Source organism: Streptomyces sp. STR69 (genome assembly GCF_024519455.1).
In the GTDB taxonomy this organism is placed as follows: domain Bacteria; phylum Actinomycetota; class Actinomycetes; order Streptomycetales; family Streptomycetaceae; genus Streptomyces.
In genome coordinates, this window is record NZ_JALJRY010000002.1 from 445,609 (window position 1) to 468,669 (window position 23,061).

The following is a 23,061-nucleotide window of genomic DNA, read 5'->3' on the forward strand; positions in this document are numbered from 1 at the left end:
GCAGCCGCCCTCCGCACTCAGGCGACCGTGCAGGCCTGGTCGCCCACCTTGAACGACGCCGGCTTCGTATTCACCCCCGACCAACTCCCCGTGAACCCGAACCCCACCGACGAACCCGCGGCCACCGTCCCGTTCCAGCTCACGTTCTTCGCCGTCACGGTCGCGCCGGACTGGGTCCAGTCGGCGTTCCAGAGTTGGGCGATCCGCTGCCCGTCCGCGAAGGACCAGCCAAGTGACCAGCCGCTCCAGGTGGTTGAGCCGGTGTTGGTCACCTGGACGTCGGCCTGGAAGCCGCCCGCCCACTGGTTGGTGATCTTGTACGTGACCGAGCAGGCGCCCGTGGGAGGCGTCGGATCGGTGCCACCACCCCCGCCGCCTCCGTCGCCGGCGTCGGAGGAGTCGCCGTAGACGACCCCGCGCCCGTTCGTCGACACATACACCCGGCCGTACACCCGCGGGTCACCGGTGATCGCCGCGCCCGTCCAACCCCACTGGTGAGCATCGTCGTTGATCCGCGTCCAGCTCACGCCCTTGTCGGTGGAACGGAAGATGCCGCGGACACCGCCGATCTTCGCGCTCGTGTAGAGCGTCTGGTACGAGGCGCCCGTCGCCGCCTTCCCGAAGCCGATCGTGTCGGCCTGGTCGACGTTCGCGAGCTTGCCGAAGGTGACGCCGCCGTCCGTGGAATGCCACAGCCCGTACGCCCCGTCGCTCGCCCCGCCCGCCAGCCACACGTCGCCCTTCGTACCGGGCAGTGCCTTGAACCGCACGCTGTCACCACTGGGCAGCCCGGTGGCCGAGGACGCGGTGAAGGTCGCCCCGCCGTCCGAACTCACATAGAACTTCCCGGACTTGAAACCGTAGAAGGTCTTGGCGTCGACCCGGTCCGACTCGACGACCGCGCCCGCCGGGATACCGCTCGACGCCGACCAGGACGAACCGAACCCGGTCGTGTACTGCACCCCGGCACCCGCCGGACTCCACACGAACCGGCTCCCGTCCGCCGCCGCGGCCACCGTTCCGCCACCGCTCACGCCCGAAGGGTCCGTCCCCGCGAACCAGTTGGCGCCGTTGTCCGTCGAGAACGCGATGTGCGGCCCCGAGTCCAGATTGCCCACGCGCACCACCGTGTTGGGGTTGGTCTCCGCGAAGTCGAGGCTCGTGGTCGTCGTGAAGTTCGGCGAAGTGAACATCATCGAGGGGACCTTGGTGAGATCCGTGTGCCGGAACCCGCCGATGTCGCCCAGCGCGCTGAGGAGTTGGGCCCCGCCGGACGGGGGAGCGGCGAGGTCGTTGACCGCCGTCTCCTCCAGCCCCTGCACCATCGGCTTCACGGTGAACTGGCCGCCGCTGTCCCAGTTCGTCAGGTTCTCCGTGCCGTAGAGCGTCGCGCCCGTCCCGTACATCATCCGGTTCGAGTCGAACGGGTCGATCTCCAACGACTCCGTCATCCAGCCCAGTTTCGGGGCCTGTTCGGGCGGCGACGGATTCGCCCCGAAGGTCAGCCAGGGCGAGGAGGACACGTCCATGGTGTACCGGTTCGACCGGTTGGGATACGACGTGTAGTCCCAGGCCTTCGTCCAGGTGCTCCCGCTGTTCGTGGAGCGGAAGATCTGTGTGTCCGGCCACCAGGAGCTGTACGCCGTCGCCATCACGGTCCCCGGATGCTGCCGGTCGACGGTCAGACCGCTGAAGCCGTAGTAGGTGTCGGCCTCCGCGACCGGGCTGATGTTCGTCCACGTGCCGGTCGCCGTGGCGTACCGCCACAGCTGGCCCTTGCCGCCGTCGTACGGACCGCCCTTGTCGCTGTATGCGATGTACAGATAGCCGTTGACCGCATCCAGTACACCCTTGTGCGCCAGATACCCGGTCGGCTGCCCGGTCACCCGGCTCCATGTCGCGCCCGCGTCCGTCGACCGGTACACGGCGTTGGCCTGGTCCGCGACACCGACATAGATCGTCTTCGTCGCGCTGCCGGACGTACCCGTCGACTCGTCGAAGGTGACCCACACGATGCCCTGGTTGTCGCTGGCGTAGCCGCTCGTGTCGGTCGGATCCTGCACGTAGTTGCCGACATTCGGGAAGTTCGTCACCTGCGACCAGGTCACCCCGGAGTCCGTCGACCGCCACAGACCCTTCCCGCTGGGCGCGCCCAGATACAGCACGCTGTCCTTGTTGGGGTCGACGGCCAGCCGCTCACCCATACCGCGCCCCGGCATGTTCCCGCCGAGCTTGAACGGCATGTCGGTCTTCTGCCAACTCGCGCCCCGGTCCGCCGACCTGAGCACGGCCCCGTTCGTGGGATCCCAGCTGTTCGTATACGTGCCGACGGCCGCGTACACCTTGTTCGGGTCGACCGAGTCGGACGCGAGACTCACCACGCCGGTGTGCCCCCACTCGTCCCACCCGACCGAGTCCAGCAACGGCGTCCAGGTCTTCGTCGCCTGCTGCCACCGGTAGGCGCCGCCGATGTCGGTACGGGCGTAGGCGAGGTTCTTCTCGCTCCGGTTGAACACGATGCCGGGCACGAACCCACCGCCGTCGATCCGGGCGTTGTGCCAGGTGTAGGTGTCGGCGGCGACGGTCACTTCCGGCGCGTTCGGGTTCGCGGCAAGGGCGGACGGACTGCCCGCCAACAGACTGGCGGCGAGCGCCAGCACGGCCGTGAGGATTCGGGTTCTTCGCACGAGGGGTCCTCTCGTGAAGAGGGGTTCAAGACACAAACACCGGGCGACCCCCAGTGCGGGTGGGGGCCGCCCGGCTGGTAGGCCTCGCCGTCAGGTGACGAGACCACGCACGCGGAACTCCGGGCACTCTCCGAGAAACGGCGGGCCCAACTCCCCTGTTTTCAGGGGCGCGGGGAACTGCGTGACCAGCCACAACGGACCCGCAGACAAACAACCGCCCAACCCGCGGAGCGCCTCGCGGGGGCTATTCAAGAAGCTCCGCGTACGACCCCATGGCCAAGGCGACATCCGCCTGTGCCCAGAACCGGTGGTACGTGAAGACGGGCGCGGCCCCGCCCGCCAGATAGCTCTGGATCTTCGACCACGCCGGATCGTTCTTGTAGAAGGACCGCAACGAGGCGAACGTGGAAGCGGAGTTGACCGCGTCGCCGTTCGGCATCGTGCCGCTCCACCCGCTCGGCACATACACACTGTCGTCGAACCGGTTGTAGTCCGCGCGGGTCTCCGGAACGGCGATCCCCAGACTGTCCTGGTAGTTGCTCCACATCCCGTCGAGAAGAGCCTTCGCCGTCGTCTTCGCCGCAGCGGAACCGGACTTCGCGGCGTAGTACGTCAGCGTCTTGGCATACGCGGCCGCGACACCGACGTCATTGGTGTAGTCGGCGACGGTGACATGAAGTCCCGCATTGGCACCGGGACTTGACGCGTTCCAGGTGTCGGGCTGCCCCGACCACTGCAGCGTCGAGGGGATCAGATACGTGCCGTCCGGATTGATCGTGGTCTTGGACAGCGCCCACGCCACCCACTTGTCCAGGACCGCCTTCGCGCTCGCGTTCCCCGTCTGCTGGTAGTACTCGGCGACCCGCTCCATCGACCACGCCTGGAAGCCGAACCACTGGTTGGACGGCGGGTCGTGGTAGACGGGCTGCTGGTCGTAGTACATGCCGTAGAACGTCGACGTCCCGGCCGGCGGACTCGCGTACCGCCCCTGCCAACTGTTCGTCGCTCCACCGGCGATGGCGCCCTCGCTCGACTGCAGCCAGCGGTAGAACTCCAGCTGCCGGGTCAGCGAGGTACCCCAATCCGCCGCGCCCGTCGCGGACTTGGGCTTCAGGTCCGCGTACGAACTCAACGCGTAGGCAGCCAGGGGGTTTTGATAGCCCCCGTGCACATGGCTGGACCCGATGCGCCATGCCCAGCCCGCGCTGGTGTCGTTGGCGCCGCCCCACGCGTAGTACCAGGACAGCAGATAGTCCGAGGCGTCCTTGCCGGTGCCAGCCGGGCAGGTGGACGGCCCGACACAGTTGCCGATTTTCTTGAAGTACTTGTCGTACATGGCGTAGCGCAGATAGTCGCCCATCTTGGCCGCCTTGCCGACGGTCGCGGAGACGTCACCGCCCTTGCCCTGTTCCTTGGCCCAGGTGTCGGCCCAGTACGCGGCCTGCACGGCCCGCGCGTCGGCGTCCGGAGCATCGGTGTACTTCCACTGCTTGGCGTACGAGGAGTCACCGGTGAAGAGGTCCAGGTAGCCGTTCGTACCGCCGTACTTGAAGGCGTCGCAGGTCGGCTGCGGCACCGTCTCCCACACGGACTCCTGCGCTCCGCGCTGGAAGGTGTTGATGTACGACGGTCCGCTCGCCGTCGGCCCCGCCTCGCACCCACCGCCCGGCGTGTCGCCGTAGCCGTAGGTGTTGTCGACATCCTCCAGCCAGTGCATACCGTAGACATCGTCCGTACCGTATGCGGTCTTCAGTTCACCGGCGATCGGATCCGATCCCACCGGCACCGAGGTGTCGAGCTTCGCCGGATACTCGTTCGGGGTGTCCAGCTCGGGCGCGTACGTCGCCGGCTTCGAGGCGTTGTAGAAGGAGTTCGTCGGCTGGTCTGCGTGGGTCGGGATCATGTACTTCTCCATGAGAGCCCAGGCGCCGTTGAACTTCGACCAGTCACCCGTCACCTTGCCGTACATCGCCTGCAGCCACAGCAGATAGCTGTACGCCTCCGACGTCGTCTCGTGCCCCTGGTCCGGCGCCTCGACGATCAGGGTCTCCACCGAGTGGTAGGGGATGCCCTGGGGCGAGAAGTAGCCGTTCGCCGGGTTGGTGATCTTCCCGTAGAGATCCAGGAAGCGGGCGTCGTACGCGTTCGCCGCCGCCAGCTCCGTCACCGTGACCGTCGCCTTGGTGAAGCCCGTCGCCGTCGACTCGAAGGACGCCGAACCGGTGCCGGACGCGTCGGCCGTGAGGGTCACCGTCTGCGCGGTGTTCCAGTTCGACGGCGTGAACGCGAGCGACGCGCCGCCGGTGACCGACAACCCCGTGTTGCCGCTTGCTCGAGCCGTCGTCACGGTCACGTTCGACGACGGCTGCGAGGACAGCGACACCGCGTACGTGCCCGACTTGCCCTGCTGGACGCCCAGTTGGGTCGGCGAGGCCACGATCGCGGGTCCCGAGGCGACCGTGATGCCGACCGGAGCGGACGTGCCGGACGCGCCCAGGCTGTCGTACGCCTTCGCCACCAGCGAATGACTGCCCACGGTCAAACCGGAGGTCGAGAACGAGTACGGCGAGGTCGTGTCCGTGCCGAGCAGCGTGGTGTCGTCGTAGAACTCGACCTTGCTGATCGTCGCGTTGTCGGCCGCAGCCGCGGTCGCCGCGAACGGGATCGCGGCCCCCTGCGTGTAGATCGCGCCCGCGCTCGGGCTGGTCAGCACGGTGATCGGCGGCTGATGGGCGCCGACGCAGGTGGTGCCGTTGATCGCGAACGAGGTGGGCGCGGTGTTCGTACCGCTGTAGGCGAACTGCGCGCCGGTCGAGACGGCCGCGCCCGCGGCGATCGTCCCGTTGTACGACGCGTTCGTCACCGTGACCGCGCTGCCGGACTGGGACCAGGTGCCGTTCCAGCCGTTGCTGAGCTTCTGGTTGCCCGCGTAGGCGTAGGTCAGGGTCCAGCCGTTGATCGCGTCCGTACCCCGGTTGGTGAGGGTCAGATCCGCGGTGAAGCCGGAGCCCCAGTCGTTCGTCTTGTAGTCCACGCTGCACTGAACTGTCGCCGCCTGGGCGGGAGTTGTACCCGTCGCGAGCATCGAGACGGGAAGTGCGAGGGCCGCCACGACAGCGGTCCACAGTCGCCGCGTCAAACGGCGTCTCCTTCTGGGGTGCATGTGCTGGTTCCTCCTTGCGGCTCGGAGGGGTGGGGGCGGAACAGCAACAAGCCTTGAACCAGTGGGAGCGCTCCCATCGTGAGGACGGGGGTGGGAGTCGTCAAGGTGCTTACGGGGTCGAAAAGATTTCGACGAACGTGGATTGAGGGAAAGTCAGCGAAAGTCTGTGACTCCCCTGTCCTTTGCCGTCACTTGGCGCTACCTTCCTGGACACCAGTGGGAGCGATTCCGTCAGTCGACGCGTCCGTGCGACGCGCCCGAGCTGCAAGGAGTCGCTCATGCGACACCCCCCGCGTTCAATCCTTTTAGCCGTCGCCGGCGCGACCGCCCTTGTCGGGGCCATGGTCGTTCCGGTGGTCACGGCGTCCGGCGCCACCCCCGCGTGCACGGTGGAGTACTCGGTCACCAGCCAGTGGAGCACCGGATTCCAGGGCGCAGTGCAGATCACCAACAACATGGCACCGGTGAGCAGTTGGAGCCTGAGCTTCGACTTCACCGGCGGTCAGAAGGTCACCCAGGGCTGGAACGCCAAGTGGTCCCAGTCCGCCACAACGGTCACCGCGACCAACGAGAGCTGGAACGGCTCGCTCGGCACCGGCGCGAGCGTGAGTGCCGGCTTCCTCGCCAACTGGTCGGGGAGCAACGCCGTACCGTCCGCGTTCAAGCTCAACGGCACGACCTGCAACGTCGATTCGGAGCCGACACCACCGACCTCGCCGCCTCCGACCTCACCGCCGCCGAGCGGCAGCGCGCCCACGCTGCACGTCTCCGGGAACAAGCTCGTGGACGCAGGCGGCACCAACCGGCGCCTGCTGGGCGTCAATCGGTCCGGCGGCGAGTTCATGTGCGTGCAGGGCTACGGCATCTGGGACGGTCCGGTGGACGACGCGGCCGTCGCGGCGATCGCCGACTGGAAGGCGAACACGGTCCGCATTCCGCTCAACGAGGAGTGCTGGCTGGGCCTTTCGAACATCAAGCCCGAGTACGCGGGCGCCAACTACATCGCCGCCGTCAAGGACCTGGTGGCGAAGGTCGAGGCGCACGGCATGACACCGATCGTCGAACTGCACTGGACCTACGGCCAGTACACCGGCAACTCGGCGGGCTGCTCCGACGTGCACGCCACCTGCCAGAAACCGATGCCCGACGCGCAGTACACCCCGTCGTTCTGGTCCTCGGTCGCCAGCACCTTCAAGGCGGATCAGGCGGTCGCGTTCGACCTGTTCAACGAGCCGTATCCGGACCGTGCGACCTCCACGACCACCCAGGCGTGGCAGTGCTGGCGGGACGGTGGCACCTGCCCCGGCATCGGGTACGAAGTCGCCGGTATGCAGGATCTCGTCGACGCCGTACGGTCGACCGGCGCCAAGAACGTGATCATGGCCGGCGGGCTCGCGTACTCGAACGACCTGAGCCAGTGGCTGGCCTACAAGCCGACCGATCCGACCGGCAATCTCGTCGCCGCGTACCACGTGTACAACTTCAACACCTGCGCGAGCGAGAGCTGCTGGAACTCCACACTCGCCCCCGTCGCGGCCCAAGTGCCGCTGGTGGCAGGGGAGATCGGCGAGAACACCTGCTCGCACGCCTTCGTCGACCAGGTCATGAAGTGGTTCGACGACCGTGGGCTCTCGTATCTCGGCTGGACCTGGAACACCTGGGACTGTTCCGCCGGTCCGTCGCTGATCTCCGACTACACCGGTACGCCCACCGCGTACGGCATCGGGCTGCGCGACCACCTGCGCGCCCTCAACGGATAGGCGCCCCCGCACACCAACAGCGCACACCACAGCACCCGCAACCAACTTCCTTACCAGACAAGGAAACCCGCACTCATGAGCCGTACCAGAACAGCGTTGCTCGCTGCCTTGGTGCTCGTCGCCGGGGCCTCGGGGACGGCGGTCGCCGTCACCCCTTCCTCGGACGTCGGCATCGCCGCGATCCCGTGCAGCGTCGACTACAAGGTGCAGAACCAGTGGGACACCGGCTTCACCGCCGCCGTCACGATCACCAACAACTCGGCCGCCAAGTCGAGTTGGGCCGTGAAGTGGGCGTATGCCGGCAACCAGAAGGTCACCAGCGGCTGGAACGCGAAGATCAGCCAGAGCGGGACCGCCGTCACGGCGGCCAACGAGACCTACAACGCGAGCCTGCCGACCGGGAGTTCGGTCAGCTTCGGCTTCAACGCCTCCTACAGCGGCACCAACGCGCTCCCGACCACCTTCACCCTCGACGGCGTGGCCTGCAACGTCGACGACGGCAGCGGTGGGGGAGGCGGCGGCACCGATCCCGGCACGCGGGTCGACAACCCCTACGCGGGCGCCAAGGTGTACGTGAACCCGGAGTGGTCCGCCAAGGCCGCCGCCGAGACCGGCGGCAGCCGGATCTCCAACCAGCCCACCGGCGTCTGGCTCGACCGCATCGCCGCCATCAACGGAGTCAACGGCGGCATGGGCCTGCGCGCCCACCTCGACGCGGCGCTCGCCCAGAAGGGCACTGGTCAAGAGGTCGTGCAGCTCGTCGTCTACGACCTGCCCGGACGTGACTGCGCGGCCCTCGCCTCCAACGGCGAACTCGGCCCGACCGAAATCGGCCGCTACGAAACCGAGTTCATCGACCCGATCGCCACGATCCTCGCCGACACCAAGTACGCCTCGCTGCGGATCGTCACCACGATCGAGATCGACTCGCTGCCCAACCTCGTGACCAACACCGGCAGCAAGGCCACCGCCACCCCGCAGTGCGACACCATGCTCGCCAACGGCAACTACGTGAAGGGCGTCGGCTACGCGCTGAACAAGCTCGGCGCGATCCCCAACGTCTACAACTACATCGACGCCGGCCACCACGGCTGGCTCGGCTGGGACGACAACTTCGCCCCCGCCGCGAACCTCTTCTACCAGGCGGCCAACGCCGAGGGCGCGACCGTCAACGACGTCGCCGGCTTCATCACCAACACGGCCAACTACAGCGCCCTGAAGGAGAACAACTTCACCATCAACGACAGCGTGAACGGTGTCTCCGTACGCCAGTCCAAGTGGGTCGACTGGAACCGCTACGTGGACGAGCTGTCGTACGCCCAGGCGTTCCGCAACCAGTTGGTGTCCGTGGGCTTCAACTCCGGTATCGGCATGCTGATCGACACCTCCCGCAACGGCTGGGGCGGCTCGGCCCGGCCCACCGGTCCGGGTGCGACGACCAGCGTGGACACGTATGTCGACGGTGGCCGCTACGACCGTCGTATCCAGGTCGGCAACTGGTGCAACCAGTCCGGTGCCGGCCTCGGCGAGCGCCCGCAGGCCGCACCCGCGACCGGGATCGACGCGTACGTGTGGATGAAGCCGCCGGGTGAGTCGGACGGATCCAGCACCGCCATCGCCAACGACGAGGGCAAGGGCTTCGACCGCATGTGCGACCCGACGTACACGGGCAACGCACGCAACGGGAACAACATGTCGGGCGCTCTGCCGAACGCTCCGCTGTCCGGGCACTGGTTCTCGGCGCAGTTCCAGCAGTTGATGGCGAACGCGTACCCGCCCCTGTAGATCGCATACAGAAGGCGTCTGCAGAAAACGCCGACAGTAATCGCATACCGCATCGCACATGGCATACACCCCCGCCCAGCCCCCGCCCCCGCGCCCCGCACCCTGGGGCGTGGGGGTCACCCCTCGCCGGCCAGTCCCCGGCGGATAGCGAACTCCACCGCCGAATAGTCGCCGTCCGACCGCTCCAGCTCATAGGGCACCGCCGGCAACAGCGGCGGCTGCCCCATGAAGCGGGGGCGGTCGCCGTGGTGGGGCTGGGCCGCGTGGACCAGGAAGGGGTGGCAGAGGTACACGTCACCGGGCTTGCCGGTGGCGTACGCGAGGGGGCGCCCGGCGGACGCCTCGGCCACCTTCGGGCCGAGCGTCAGTGAGGAGGCGCCCCGCTCGCCGTACGGTTCGAGGACGCGCGGAACGTCGAGGTGGGAGCCGACCCGGATACGCGTCGGCGCGTTCTCCTCGGTGACCTCGGTGTACAGCATCAGCATCAGCAGGGCCCGGCCGCGCGAGCGCAGGTTCGCATACGGCCACTCGTTCTCCGCGCCCTCCGCCGCATAGCTGCCCTCGATGTGCCAGCCGGCGTCGTCCGGTTCCGTCGCGTGCGGGAAGCGCAGCGGAAGACTGCCCACCGAATACCGGGCCTGCCAGCGGCCGGCGCCCACCAGGAGGTCGAACGCCTCATGCAGGGCAGGGGAGTTGACCGAGGCGGCGAACGGCCCCTGGGCCATGTCGCTCACCCGCACCACGGGGTCCTTCCAGGTGCCGGGATCCTCCGCGTCGTAGCCCGTCTCCCACCACAGCAGTCGAGCGCAGTGCTCGGCGACCCGCGGTGGGAAGGCCCCTTCGATCTTCACGAACCCGTCTTCGAGGAAGCGTTCCACCATCACGTCGTCCGTGTCGTCCATACGGGCATGGTCGGCGACGGGCAGCCCGCATCGCATCCGATTTTTTGCCGCTTCGGCAACGGAAGTGGCCGCCGGACGGTGCGTCGGCGCAGGCTGACGGCACCCGGACGAGAGGCTGACCACCATGGCGCACGAGCACAACGAGAAGCACGCTCACCACCACGACCACACCGACCTCGACTGGGCCGTCATGGGCCCCCTGCTGGAGACGCAGGCGGAGCTGTTCGCGCCGCTGTACGAGCGGGCCATGGCGTGGCTGGCGAAGGAGCGGACCGACCCGGGGCTGATCGTCGACGCGGGCAGTGGGCCGGGTGTGGTCGCGTGTCTGTTCGCGGAGACGTTCCCGGGCGCCCGGGTCGTGGCGGTGGACGGTTCCGCACCGCTCCTGGACCGGGCCCGCGCCCGTGCCGAGCGGCTGGGCTTCGGTGACCGCTTCGGCACGCTGACCGGTGAACTGCCCGATGTCCTGGGGGAGTTGGAGTACCCGGCCGATCTCCTGTGGGCCAGTCGCAGCCTGCATCACCTCGGTGACCAGCGCGCCGGGCTGGCCGCCTTCGCGCGGCGGCTCGCCCCCGGCGGCACCCTCGCGATCATGGAGGGTGGTCTGCCCTCCCGGTTCCTGCCGCGCGACTTCGGTATCGGCCGCCCGGGCTTGGAGTCGCGGATCGACGCGGTCGAGGCCGAGTGGTTCGCGCAGATGCGCGCCGACCTCCCCGGCGCCGTCACCGAGACCGAGGACTGGTCCGCCCTCCTGACCTCGGCGGGCCTGAAGTACACCGGCAGCCGCAGCTTCCTCCTCGACCTGCCCGCCCCGGCCCCGGACCGCGTCCGCGGCTATGTCGCGACCTGGCTGACCCGGGTCCGTGACGTCTACGGCGACGCCCTGGGTGCCGAGGACCGGGCGACCCTCGACCGGCTGGTCGACCCGCAGGACCCGGCGGGCGTGCACCGGCGCGCCGATGTGTTCGTGCTCGCCGCGCACACCGTGCACACGGCGGTGCGGCCGGTGTGAACGGCCCGTGAACTCGGCGGCTTGACTTCGAGAGTGCTGTAGGTGATGAACTGCCCTTCCGAAAATGCGGAGTTCACCGACCCACGGGGGAACCTTCACCATGAACGACAACTCTCATGTCGCGCTCATAACCGGCGGCGGCAGCGGGATCGGCGCGGCCGTCGCGAGACAACTCCTCAGCGCCGGCGGCCGGGTGGCCGTCACCGGCCGCAGCGAACAGCGGTTGCAGGCCTTCGCCGGTGAACTGGGAGATCCTGCGGGCCTGTTGACGATTCCCGGCAGCGCCTCCGAGTACGACCAGGTGCAGGCCGCCGTAGAGACGACGCTGAAACAGTTCGGGCGGCTGGACGCGGTCGTCGCCAACGCAGGGATCGCCACGCACGACTCGGTCGCCGAGGGCGACCCGGCCGGGTGGACCGAGATGGTGCTGACCAACGTCCTCGGGCCCGCCCTCCTGATCCGGGCGTCCGTCGACGCGCTGAAGCAGACGCACGGACGGATCGTGCTGATCGGCAGCGTCGCCGGGTTCGTGCACACGCCGGGCAACATCTACGGCGCCACCAAGTGGGCGATGACCGGTCTCGCCGAGAACACCCGGCGCGAGGTGACGGAGTTCGGCATCGGGGTGACGCTGGTCGCGCCGGGCCGGGTGGAGACCCCGTTCTGGGACGGCAACGGCAGCCCGCCGCCCGGCCGTCTGCTCACCGCCGACCACATCGCCGACACGATCCTGTGGGCGATCCGCCAGCCCGCCGGCGTCGACATCAACACCGTCGTCGTACGGCCGATCGGGCAGCCCAACTGACGTAGCCCGCTCAACTCGCCCACGAGCGAGGCCCGTTGCCGCGACCCGACCGATCGCGACGACGGGCCTCGTGGCAACGGGCCTCACCCGCACGCTAGTTGTTCTGCAGGAACTGCTTCGCCAGCTGGTCGCCGAGCGAGACCGCCGCGCTGTGGCTCTCGATGGGGGAGACCGTCGAGTTCTTGAACAGGATGTACGTCACGCCGGAGTCGGCGCCGCCGGTCGCCGGGTCGGGGTCGATGCCGAGGGCCTTGGCGGTGGCGTAGGAGGCCTCGCCGATGATGTTGGTGGGGCCGGTGTCGCCGACGACGGCGTACTCGACCTTGTTGTTGTAGATCACGGCGACCACGCCGCCGCCCTTGATGCCGTAGCTGGAGTACTTCCAGATGCTGCTGGAGCTGGGCACCACGATGTAGGGCAGTGAATCGGCCTTCAGTGGCTTGCCGTTGGACTGGTGGAACGCGGTGTCGTCCTGGTACCAGGGGTCGGCGTTCTCGTTGCAGTTCGAGGTGCGCTGGCCGTCGCAGTCGATGTCCATGTCGGCCTTCCAGAACACGGCGCCGTTCTTGCCGCAGACCGGGATGGTGGCCGAAGTCTCGTCGTCGGTGCGGTACTTGCCGTTCGATATCTGCGAGCAGGACGTCACCTTGGAGAGCAGGTCGGCCGCGCTGACCGTGCCCTCCTGGGCGGACTTCGGGGTGGCGCCGGAGGCGCTCGCGGGGAGCACTCCGGCTGCGAGGAGGGCGGCGCCTGAGGCCGCGGCGAGGGTCAGTGTTCGGATGCGCACTGTGGGGGACCCTTCTGTTAGGAAAGTTTCCTTACCGGGTGCGCAACAAGGTGGCCCCATAGGCATGCCCGCGTCAAGACCCTGGTCCGAACCAAGTAACGCGAGGCGCCCCGGAGTTGGACTCCGGGGCGCCTCGTACCGCTTGGTTCAGGCGGCTCGCTTCGTTCAGGCCGCGTTGAACGTCGACGGGTCGGGACCGAGGCGTCGGTCCTCGTTGAGCGCGCTGATCGCCGCGAGGTCCTCGGTGTCCAGGCTGAAGTCGAAGACCTCGATGTTCTCCTTGATCCGCGACGGCGTCACGGACTTGGGGATCACCACATTGCCGAGCTGGATGTGCCAGCGCAGCACGATCTGGGCGGGAGTACGGCCGTGCTTCTGGGCGATGGCGACGATCGCCGGCACCTCCAGCAGACCCCGGCCCGAGCCGAGCGGCGACCAGGCCTCGGTCGCGATGCCCTGCTCCGCCTGGTACTCGCGCCCCGCCCGCTGCTGGAGCTGCGGGTGCAGCTCGATCTGGTCGACCGCCGGGATGACCGAGGTCTCCGCGATCAGCCGCTCCAGGTGGTCGGGTTCGAAGTTGGAGACGCCGATGGCGCGCACCCGGCCGTCCGCGTGCAGCTTCTCGAACGCCTTGTAGCTGTCGACGTACTTGTCCCGGGCCGGCGTCGGCCAGTGGATCAGATACAGATCCAGGTACTCCAGGCCGAGCTTCGCCAGCGACACGTCGAAGGCGCGCAGGGTGGCGTCGTAGCCCTGGTCGGCGTTCCAGAGCTTGGTGGTGACGAAGAGTTCCTCGCGCGGGACGCCGGAGGAGGCGATGGCCTTTCCGGTGCCCTCTTCGTTGCCGTAGATCGCCGCTGTGTCGATGCTGCGGTACCCGGTCTCCAGCGCTGTGGCCACCGCCCGCTCCGCCTCGTCGTCCGGCACCTGCCAGACGCCGAAGCCCAGCTGGGGCATCTCGACACCGTTGTTGAGGATGATCGGGGGGACCTTGCTGCTCACGAAGCTCTCGATCCTTCAGTCGTCGGGTGGGTACTCCCCATCGTCAACGATCACGGGCCGTGGTGCATTCCTGACCGCGAAATCCGTCCGGACCGAGCGGCCGTCCGGTGTCGTCGGCTCAAGATTGGCGAGAAATGCATCCGACCTTATTCGGTCCGGACCATTGACCGCGGACCGTCATGCCGCGACGCTGAAGCACGCCACCGGACGTGTCCGTGAACGTGGTGCGTCCATGTGAACAACCCTGTGAACACCGGCACCTGTCTGGGCTCCGAGACCCCCCACCCTCAGGAGGGCAGGTATGCGCGCATGGGCAGGACACTGCCCGGGATCCTCCCGACGGAACATCGTATGCAGGAAACATCGGATGAAAAGGTGTGGTGAAGGCCTCGTCCACCACGGCCGCACGGCGCACGGACCGCTGATGCCGGGCGGTCGTTTCTCGGCCCCGTTCAAACTGATCAGTCGGTCAACAGCGGCGGCGGCCGAGGCAACGGCCCATCCAGGCGACGGCCCCATGCACTCCGCCCGAACGCGCCCAAGCCGTCGCGCCCGCCCGAACCGACCCCCACTCGAAAGGGAGGAACATGAGACGCCGACGACTGCGAGCGGCCCTGACCGCGGCAGCCCTCGCCACCGTCACCCTGACCGGAGCGGTCCCGCCGCTCGAAACGACGGTGGCCGCGAGCCGCCCGGCCGCCGCCCCCGACTGGTCCGTGGCCGTGGTCGACTCCACCACGGCCCGCTACACACCGAGCACCATCGGCGGCTGGTCCTACCCGGTCGGCCTCTACCTCTACGGCCAGTACCTCACCTACAAACGCACCCACGACGCCCGCTACCTGACCTACATCAAGAGCTACGTCGACCGTTTCGTGAAGAGCGACGGCTCGATCGACCAGTCCTTCAACAGCCTCGACAGCATGCAGGCCGGCCGCCTCCTGGTGATCCTGCACCACGAGACCGGCCAGGACCGCTACCGCAAGGCCGCCAAGAAAATCCGCGACCGCCTCGACACCTACCCGCGCACGAGCGACGGCGGCTTCTGGCACGCCGACAGCAGCAGCCGCGCCCATCAACTCTGGGCGGACGGCGTCTACATGGTGAACCCGTTCCTCGTCGAGTACGGCAAGGAGTTCGGCGACAGCGCCTACACGAACGACGAGGCGTCCAAGCAGCTCTACGTCTACGGAAGCCATCTCCAGGTCGCGAACGGCCTGTTGAAGCACGCCTACGACGAATCGCGCACCGCGAGCTGGGCCGACCCCGGCACCGGACTCGCACCGGAACACTGGTGCCGCGCGGTCGGCTGGTACGCGATGGCCGTCACGAACGTCCTCGACGCCCTCCCCGCCGACCACCCACGACGGCCCCAACTCCTCGGCATCCTCCGCCGGTTGGCGGCCGGACTGGAGAAGTACCAGGACCCGGCGACCGGCCGCTGGTTCCAGGTCATGGACAAGGGCGCCCGCAGCGACAACTGGACCGAGACGTCCTGCTCCAGCATGTTCACCTACGCCCTCTCGCGCGGCGCCCAACAGGGCTACCTGGACCGGCACTTCGCCGATGTCGCCCGGCGCGGCTACGAGGGCGTCCTCGCGCGACTCTCGGTCGGCAGCGACGGCCGCACCGACCTCACGGACATCTCCATCGGCACCAACGTCGGCGACTACGCGTACTACGTCGCCCGCACCCGGGCCACGAACGACTTCCACGGCCTGGGCGCCTTCCTGATCATGAACGAACAACTGCGAGGTGAATAGCGTCATGAGTACGTCCAGAAGGGCGGTTCTCGGAGCCGCCCTCGGCGGAGCCGCCGGCGCGGCGGCCGGCCTGTCCGCCGCCACCCCCGCGCACGCCGCCTCCTGGCAGCAGAAGTGGGCGCCGACCGCGACCGGCGACGGCCTCGGCGCCTTCGAGACCGTCGAGGACGACCGCGCCGACTCGCATCCGGCCGGGCACCCGCACATCTACGCCACCGGGAACAACTGGCGCTTCACCATGCATACGGTCGACCGCGACACGTCGACCGACCGGCAGCGCCAAGAGGTCACCGGTCTGCGCACCGGCAGCAGCAGCTACCTGAAGTGGACCCAGGGGCAGACCTGGCGGATCACGTACTCGATGTACATCCCCAGCTCCCTGAAGGCGACCACGACCTTCACGCACATCATGCAGATGAAGCAGCCCGGCAACGGCACCTCGCCGATCGTCGTGCAGTCGCTCCGGCGCGTGAACGGCGTGCAGACCATCGAGCTGAACCTGCCGATCGCCGGGGTCCTGGTCGGCCGTACCGACCTCGATCCGCTGCACGACCGCTGGACCGACGTCGACTTCCAGATCAAGGTCGGCAACGGCACGGCCGGTTCGGTCCGCTGGATCCTCAAGTCCGGCTCCACGACCGTGATCGACGAGTCGAGGACCGGCGTCGACACCTTGCTCGCCGACCGCGTCCGCCCCAAGTGGGGCATCTACCGCTCCCTCGGCGACACCTCCGGATCCCTGCAGGACACCTACCTCCTGCTCACCGATCTCCGCGGCTACCAACTCGTGTGAGGAGCACGCTCCATGGAACCCCCCACCAGATCCCGCATGAAACCCCCGATGTACAAACGCAGTTGGGCGGCGAGCGTGTTCTTCGCGTTCGCCGTCGTCCTCGGCCTCGCCCACCCCTCGGCCCTCGCGGCGGCACCTCCCGCGGCACCGGGCCACTCCGCCGCCGTCTACGACGTACGCGACTACGGCGCCAAGGGCGACGGCTCCGCCAACGACACCCCCGCCGTCAACAAGGCCATCACGGCGGCCAATTCGGCCGGCGGCGGCACGGTCCGCTTCCCCGCCGGCAGCTACAAGTCCAAGAACACCATCCACATGAAGAGCAACGTGACGCTCCAGGTCGACACCGGCGCCACGATCCAGGGCTCGTCCGCCGACACTTACGACGCCCCAGAGGCCAACCCGAACGACCAGTACCAGGACTACGGGCACAGCCACTTCCACAACGCGATGATCTACGGCGACCGGCTCACGAACATCGGCTTCGTCGGCGGCGGGGTCATCGACGGGCTCGGCAACCTGATCACCGGCAACCCCAAGTCCGGTGAGGCCGACAAGATCCTGTCGCTGACGCGCTGCGACGGACTCCGGATCGGCGACGGCCTCACCCTGCGCCGGGGCGGCCACTTCGCCGCGCTCATCAACGGCTGCACGAACGTCACCTCGGACCGGCTGACCATCGACACCGCGAGCGACCGCGACGGCTGGAACATCATCTCCACGACGAACGTCACCGTCACCAACGCCAGCATCAAGGCGAACGACGACGCCCTCGTCTTCAAGAGCGACTACGCGCTCGGCGCCAAACTCCCCAACGGCCATGTGCGGGTGAGCGATTCGTATCTGTCGGCCAAGTGCTGCAACGCGCTCATGTTCGGCTCCGAGACCTGCGGCGACTTCTCGGACTACCAGTTCCAGAAGATCCGGATCGAGGGCGCCGACAAGTCCGGCCTCGGCATGGTCTCCATGGACGGCGCGAAGATCTCCGACGTCCACTACCGCGACATCACCATGACCGGCGTCCACTCACCGATCATGCAGAAGATCGGCACCCGGAAGCGCTGCGGCAACAGTCCGGGCGTCGGTTCGATCAGCGATGTCACCTACGACAACATCACGGCCACCGGCAACAGCCCCTCCTTCAGCCCGACCCTGTGGGGCGAGACCGGCCACCGGATCAGCGGGATCACGTTCACGAACGTCGACATCACCGTCCCCGGCGGCAACGGCACCCTGTCCACCGGGGTACCGAGCAACGACCCCAAGGACTACAACCCGAAGGCCATCGGCACCCGTCCGGCCTACGGCTGGTATCTGCACAACGCCGACAACGTCCAATTCACCGACAGCTCGGTGAAGTTCGCGGCGAACGACGGCCGGCCCGCGGTCATCGCCAACGCGGCGAGCGGCATCCGCTTCACCGGCTTCACCGCACAACGAGGCACCAACTCGCCCTACGACCTGGGCTTCCAGGACGTGAACGGCTACTGCGTCAGCGGCGCCGGCGCGCCCCGCGTCTCCGGCACCGGCTCCACCGAGAACTGCGCGACCGACGCGACCACGCGCACCCGCCCGTCCGGTGTCGCCGCCCGCCCGCTCGACCTGGAGAACCCCCGCCAGGACTTCCTCCGGGGCTCCGTCGGCGGCCTCTTCCTGCACTGGGGCCTGCGCACCGCGCCCGCTCACACCAGTTGCACCGCCTGGGAGAACGACGTCACGGGCGGCGGCTGGACCCCCGACTACTGGGTGAACGAGGCCCGGAAACTGCATACGCAATACCTCGTACTGGCGACCTTCCACAGCCGCCTCGGCTACGCCCGCCCCTGGCCCTCGAAGATCCCCGGATCCTGCTCCACCAAGCGGGACTTCCTCGGCGAGCTGATCACCGCCGCGAAGGCCAAGGGCCTGAAGGTCGTCCTCTACATGACCGACGACCCCCAGTGGCACGACGAGGGCGGCCACGAGTGGCTCGACTCGGCCGCCTACTCCGCCTACAAGGGCAAGAACGTCGACCTGACCACCCGCGACGGCTTCGGGCAGTTCAGCTACGACAACTTCTTCGAGGTCATGGACCGCTATCCCGACCTCGGCGGCTTCTGGATCGACAACGACAACGCGTACTGGGAGAGCCACGACCTCTACCAGCAGATCTACCAGAAGCGCCCCAACTACACGCTCAGCAACAACAACGAAGACACGCCGATCATGGACATGATCAGCAATGAGCAGAAGACGGGAATGTCGCCCGCATACGATTACCCGCAGGCTGTATACACCGCACAACCCCGCCTGACGGAAGCCGACTTCAAGCTCCCGTCGACCGGCGCCTGGTGGTACGACGGCTCCGACCCGTCCGTCGACCGAGCCCTCACCCTCGGCCGCCTCGTCACCAACGCGGGCTCCTCGGTGAAGGCGCTGATGGCGGAAACCGCCCAGGTCAACGGCAAGTTCCCGGCCAACCAGGCAGCCTTCAACACCTTCGCGAACTCCTACCTCGACCCCATCTGGGAGTCCCTGCACGGCACCGAGGGCGGCGGCTACCTGCACGGCGGCCTCAAACCCGGCTTCTGGAACGACGGCGCCCACGGTGTCACCACGATCAGCCGGACCGACCCCGACCTCCAGTACATCCACGTCCTGACCCCGCCCAGCACCAGCACCCTGCGCGTCCGAGACAACGGCTACCGCATCGCCTCCGTCACCAACCTCCGTACCGGAGCGGCGATTTCGTGGTCCCAGTCCGGCGGAGTCCTCACCCTCAGCGGGCTCAGCGGCTGGGACCCCTACGACACCGTCTTCAAGGTCACCACCGCCGGCCGCCAGGGCATCCTGTCCGGAGTCACCGTGAGCGCGAGCGCCTCGGCGAGCGGCCACGCGGGTTCGGCCGCCGGGGACGGGAGTTACCTCACCTACTGGGACAACGACAAGACACTGCCCGTCAACCTCACCTTCGACCTGGGCAGTTCGAAGAAGGCGCAGTACATCGGCCTCAACCAGCGCGAGGACTCGGTGGCCTACGCCCGCTCCGACACCGAGCAGTCGGCGCGGATCAAGGCGTACAAGGTGTTCCTCAGCAACGACGGCACCACCTGGGGAAGCGCGGTCAAGACCGGCGAGCTGCCAAGTCGGCGCGGCATACAGGGCATTGACCTCACCGCCGCCAACGCCCGCTACGTCCGCCTCGAAGTCGACTCCACCTGGGCCGCCGCCACCGACACCACCCGCTACAAGCGGCTGCGGATCGACGAGGCCTGGATCGGCACGTCCTACGCGACCCCCGCGACCCTCACCCCCATGTCGGACAACGGCCAGTCCCTGCGCCCCGCCATGGGCTGGAGCAGCTGGAGCTACGTCCGTCGCACCCCCACCGAGGCGAAGATCAAGGCCCAGGCCGACGCCCTGGTGGCGAGTGGCCTCGACAACCACGGCTTCGTGTACGTCAACCTCGACGACTTCTGGCAGAAGTGCGACACGAACGGCTTCACCGTCGACTCCTACGGCCGCTGGGCCGTCGACCCGGCCAAATTCCCGTCCGGGATCAAGGCGTTGGCCGACTACATCCACTCCAAGGGACTGAAGTTCGGCTTCTACGTCACCCCGGGCATCGCCAAGAACGCGGTCACCGCCAACACCCCGATCGAGGGCACGCCGTACCACGCGAAGGACATCGCGGACACGACCAGGACCGAGAAGAACTACAACTGCAAGAACATGTACTACATCGACTACGGGAAGCCGGGCGCGCAGGAGTTCGTCAACTCGTGGGCGAAGCAGTTCGCTTCCTGGGGTGTCGACTACCTGAAGATCGACGGCGTGGGCAGCGCCGACATCCCCGACGTCCAGGCCTGGGACAAGGCTCTGCGGGCGACCGGCCGTCCCATCAACTTCGCGCTCTCCAACAACCTTCCGATCGCGGACGCCGCCACCTGGCGTCAGTACGCGAACAGTTGGCGCACCCAGGGCGATGTCGAGTGCTACTGCGGACCGGGCGCCAACGGCAGCGGCTATCCGCTCACCGACTGGTCGCACGTCTCCGCTCGCTTCAACACCGCCGCCTCCTGGCAGCCTTACGCCGGGCCGGGCGGCTGGAACGACCTGGACTCCCTGGAGGTCGGCAACGGCGACCAGGTGGGTCTCACGGCGGACCAGCGGCGCTCGCACTTCACCCTGTGGGCGATGGCGGGCTCGCCCCTGCTGCTCGGCACCGATCTCACGCACCTCGACACCGTCGACAAGGCGATGCTCACCAACGACCGCCTCATCGGCGTCGATCAGGACGGCGTCGCCGCGAAACGCGTGGTGAACAGCGGAGTGAAGCAGGTCTGGAGCAAGCACGAGAGCAGCGGCGCCTACGTGGTCGCGCTGTTCAACACCGGTACGTCCGGCAGCGCGACGGTCTCCGTGAACTGGTCGCAGGTCGGCTTCACCGGCTCCGGTGATGTCACAGACCTCTGGTCCGGCTCCCACAAGGGCACGATCGCGGACTCGTACAGCGCGACGCTGCGTCCGGGCGAGACCCGCCTGATCCGGGTGAACCCGGTCGACGACGGACTGAGGGGACAGTCATGAAACGCGACAGAATCCTGGCGTGGGGCCTCTCCCTGGCCCTCGCCGTGCCGCTCGCCGGTCTCACCGGCGCCACCGCGCACGCCGCGACCACCGACTACCAGGCCGAGGACGCCACCGTCGTCCAGGGCACCGTGGCCACCAACCACACCGGCTACACGGGCACCGGCTTCGTCGACTACACCAACGTGACCGGCTCCTCCGTGGAGTTCACGGTGAGCGCCACCGCCACCGGCACCGCGTCGGTCGCCCTTCGCTACGCCAACGGCACCGCCGTCGACCGCCCGTTGGACATCTCCGTCAACGGTACGGTCGTCGCGCCCGCCGTCTCCTTCCCGGCCACCGCCGACTGGAACACCTGGGCGACGAAGACGGTGAACGTCCCGCTGACGGCCGGCACCGACAGGATCAGGGCGACCGCGACCACCGCGAACGGCGGCCCCAACCTCGACCGCATCAGCGTCGGCACCGCGACCGACGCACAGGCCCCGACCCGCCCCGGCCAGCCGAGTTGCCCGGACATCGGCGAGGACGGCCTCACCCTGACCTGGGGCGCCTCGACCGACAACGTGGGCGTCACGGCGTACGACCTCTACGAGCACGGCAACAAGATCGGTGAGGCGCCCGGGAGTTCGACGAGCAAGGCCCTCACCGGGCTCGCCCCGAACACCACCTACGACCTCACCGTCATCGCCCGGGACGCGGCCGGGAACACCTCGCCCGCCAGCCCGGTCGTCGACTGCACGACGAAACCCAGCTCCGACACCACCCCGCCCACCGAGCCCGGTACTTTGTCGACCGCCGACATCACATCGAATACGGTCGGCCTCGCCTGGGGCGCCTCCACCGACGACCGTGCGGTTGTCGCATACGACATCCGCAGCGGGGACACCGTCTACAAGACGGTCACCACCGGCACCTCGACCACTCTCACCGGCCTCGCCTGCGACAGCCCGTACACGCTGAACGTCGTCGCCCGCGACGCGGCCGGCAACCTCTCCGCGCCGAGCAACACGGTCACCTTCACCACGAAGGCCTGCGCGGGCGACGGCGGTGTCCCCTCGTCCATCGCGACGCTCTCCACGGGCTGGACCATCCCGTGGGGCACGTACTGGATGCCCGACGGCCAGAGCGCGCTCGTCACCGAGCGGGACGACTTCCGGGTCTGGAAGACGACCAAGGACGGCACCCGGACCCAGGTCGGCACCGTGCCCAACGCGGTCACCACCAACGGCGAGGGCGGCCTCCTCGGCGTCGCCGTCGACCCGAAGTGGGCCACCAATCACTACGTCTACTTCATGCACACCGCGTCCGAGGGCAACCGCGTCGTCCGCATGACGTACAACGGCACCACCCTCACCGACTACACGGTCCTCCTCCAGGGCATCAAGAAGAACCGCTACCACAACGGCGGCCGCCTCGCCTTCGGCCCCGACGGCTACCTCTACGTCTCCACCGGCGAGGCCCAGACCCCCGACCTCGCCCAGGACAAGACCTCCCTCAACGGCAAGATCCTGCGCATGACGACGGACGGAAAACCGGCCCCCGGCAACCCGTTCGGCAACTACGTCTACTCCTACGGCCACCGCAACCCACAGGGCCTCGCCTTCGACCGCAACGGCCGCCTGTGGGAAGCGGAGTTCGGCAACAGCTCCAAGGACGAACTCAACCTCATCAAGCCGGGCGCCAACTACGGCTGGCCCACCTGCGAAGGGACGTGCAGCGTCGCCGGCATGACCAACCCCAAGGCCACCTGGAACGTCAACGAGGCCTCGCCCAGCGGGATCGCCATCGTCCGCAACGTCGTCTACATGGCGTCCCTGCGCGGCGAACGCCTCTGGCGCATACCGATCAACGGCGACACCGAGAACGTCGGCACCCCGACGGCGTACTACGTCGGAACCTACGGCCGCCTGCGCACGGTCACCAAGGTCCCCGGCGCCGACCAGCTGTGGCTGTCGACCACCAACTGCGACAACAACGGCAACCAGCCGGACGGCTCCGACAAGCTCTTCCGCGTCAACATCGGCTAGAGC

General features: G+C 68.1%; 13 protein-coding genes. 8 read left to right on the forward strand and 5 right to left on the reverse strand.

Annotated features, from left to right (window positions below; translation table 11 throughout):
- Positions 1-17: 17 nt before the first annotated feature.
- Positions 18-2,687: a cellulose binding domain-containing protein gene (locus tag OC490_RS05715; RefSeq protein ID WP_262056676.1), complete on the reverse strand. Its 2,670-nt coding sequence runs from the start codon at positions 2,685-2,687 to the stop codon at positions 18-20.
- A gap of 244 nt (positions 2,688-2,931) precedes the next feature.
- Positions 2,932-5,850 carry a glycoside hydrolase family 48 protein gene (locus OC490_RS05720; protein ID WP_262056677.1) on the reverse strand — a complete coding sequence of 973 codons (2,919 nt, stop codon included), beginning with the start codon at positions 5,848-5,850 and terminating at the stop codon, positions 2,932-2,934.
- A 278-nt stretch (positions 5,851-6,128) separates the two neighbouring features.
- On the opposite strand from OC490_RS05720, the gene OC490_RS05725 reads away from it, so the two are divergent.
- Both OC490_RS05725 and OC490_RS05730 read left to right on the forward strand, forming a co-directional pair.
- Complete coding sequence (locus OC490_RS05725; protein WP_262056678.1) at positions 6,129-7,610, forward strand: cellulase family glycosylhydrolase; 1,482 nt, start codon at positions 6,129-6,131, stop codon at positions 7,608-7,610.
- A gap of 75 nt (positions 7,611-7,685) precedes the next feature.
- Positions 7,686-9,395 (forward strand): glycoside hydrolase family 6 protein, encoded by a 1,710-nt coding sequence (locus tag OC490_RS05730; protein ID WP_262056679.1) that lies wholly within the window; start codon positions 7,686-7,688, stop codon positions 9,393-9,395.
- A 116-nt stretch (positions 9,396-9,511) separates the two neighbouring features.
- On the opposite strand, the gene OC490_RS05735 is transcribed toward OC490_RS05730, so the two are convergent.
- Complete coding sequence (locus OC490_RS05735) at positions 9,512-10,297, reverse strand: phytanoyl-CoA dioxygenase family protein (RefSeq protein ID WP_262056680.1); 786 nt, start codon at positions 10,295-10,297, stop codon at positions 9,512-9,514.
- A gap of 124 nt (positions 10,298-10,421) precedes the next feature.
- Between OC490_RS05735 and OC490_RS05740 the strand changes: the two genes are divergently transcribed.
- Together OC490_RS05740 and OC490_RS05745 are read left to right on the forward strand one after the other, a co-directional pair.
- A complete protein-coding gene (locus tag OC490_RS05740; RefSeq protein WP_262056681.1) occupies positions 10,422-11,309 on the forward strand; it encodes a class I SAM-dependent methyltransferase in 888 nt (295 codons plus the stop codon).
- A gap of 100 nt (positions 11,310-11,409) precedes the next feature.
- Complete coding sequence (locus tag OC490_RS05745) at positions 11,410-12,114, forward strand: SDR family oxidoreductase (RefSeq protein ID WP_262056682.1); 705 nt, start codon at positions 11,410-11,412, stop codon at positions 12,112-12,114.
- A gap of 94 nt (positions 12,115-12,208) precedes the next feature.
- On the opposite strand, the gene OC490_RS05750 is transcribed toward OC490_RS05745, so the two are convergent.
- Complete coding sequence (locus tag OC490_RS05750; RefSeq protein ID WP_262056683.1) at positions 12,209-12,901, reverse strand: glycoside hydrolase family 75 protein; 693 nt, start codon at positions 12,899-12,901, stop codon at positions 12,209-12,211.
- Positions 12,902-13,066: 165 nt separating this feature from the next.
- Positions 13,067-13,903 (reverse strand): aldo/keto reductase, encoded by an 837-nt coding sequence (locus OC490_RS05755; RefSeq protein ID WP_315986655.1) that lies wholly within the window; start codon positions 13,901-13,903, stop codon positions 13,067-13,069.
- A gap of 587 nt (positions 13,904-14,490) precedes the next feature.
- Here OC490_RS05755 and OC490_RS05760 point away from each other — a divergent pair.
- Genes OC490_RS05760 through OC490_RS05775 form a run of 4 tightly spaced genes read left to right on the forward strand, consistent with a single transcriptional unit; the run spans position 14,491 to position 23,058 of the window.
- Complete coding sequence (locus tag OC490_RS05760; protein ID WP_262056684.1) at positions 14,491-15,666, forward strand: glycoside hydrolase family 105 protein; 1,176 nt, start codon at positions 14,491-14,493, stop codon at positions 15,664-15,666.
- Between the two features lie 4 nt (positions 15,667-15,670).
- The gene (locus OC490_RS05765) at positions 15,671-16,459 is read left to right on the forward strand and encodes a polysaccharide lyase (RefSeq protein ID WP_262056685.1); all 789 of its coding nucleotides are present in this window, start codon (positions 15,671-15,673) and stop codon (positions 16,457-16,459) included.
- Positions 16,460-16,471: 12 nt separating this feature from the next.
- Positions 16,472-21,028 carry a glycosyl hydrolase family 28 protein gene (locus tag OC490_RS05770; RefSeq protein WP_262056686.1) on the forward strand — a complete coding sequence of 1,519 codons (4,557 nt, stop codon included), beginning with the start codon at positions 16,472-16,474 and terminating at the stop codon, positions 21,026-21,028.
- Positions 21,025-23,058 carry a PQQ-dependent sugar dehydrogenase gene (locus tag OC490_RS05775; RefSeq protein WP_262056687.1) on the forward strand — a complete coding sequence of 678 codons (2,034 nt, stop codon included), beginning with the start codon at positions 21,025-21,027 and terminating at the stop codon, positions 23,056-23,058. Before OC490_RS05770 ends, OC490_RS05775 begins: the two co-directional genes overlap by 4 nt.
- Positions 23,059-23,061: the final 3 nt, after the last annotated feature.

Coding starts and splice junctions, on each gene's coding strand:
- OC490_RS05720 (WP_262056677.1), bottom strand. CDS start 5,850: ATGCACCCCAGAAGGAGACGCCGTTTGACGCGGCGACTGTGGACCGCT.
- OC490_RS05725 (WP_262056678.1), top strand. CDS start 6,129: ATGCGACACCCCCCGCGTTCAATCCTTTTAGCCGTCGCCGGCGCGACC.
- OC490_RS05730 (WP_262056679.1), top strand. CDS start 7,686: ATGAGCCGTACCAGAACAGCGTTGCTCGCTGCCTTGGTGCTCGTCGCC.
- OC490_RS05735 (WP_262056680.1), bottom strand. CDS start 10,297: ATGGACGACACGGACGACGTGATGGTGGAACGCTTCCTCGAAGACGGG.
- OC490_RS05740 (WP_262056681.1), top strand. CDS start 10,422: ATGGCGCACGAGCACAACGAGAAGCACGCTCACCACCACGACCACACC.
- OC490_RS05745 (WP_262056682.1), top strand. CDS start 11,410: ATGAACGACAACTCTCATGTCGCGCTCATAACCGGCGGCGGCAGCGGG.
- OC490_RS05760 (WP_262056684.1), top strand. CDS start 14,491: ATGAGACGCCGACGACTGCGAGCGGCCCTGACCGCGGCAGCCCTCGCC.
- OC490_RS05765 (WP_262056685.1), top strand. CDS start 15,671: ATGAGTACGTCCAGAAGGGCGGTTCTCGGAGCCGCCCTCGGCGGAGCC.
- OC490_RS05770 (WP_262056686.1), top strand. CDS start 16,472: ATGGAACCCCCCACCAGATCCCGCATGAAACCCCCGATGTACAAACGC.
- OC490_RS05775 (WP_262056687.1), top strand. CDS start 21,025: ATGAAACGCGACAGAATCCTGGCGTGGGGCCTCTCCCTGGCCCTCGCC.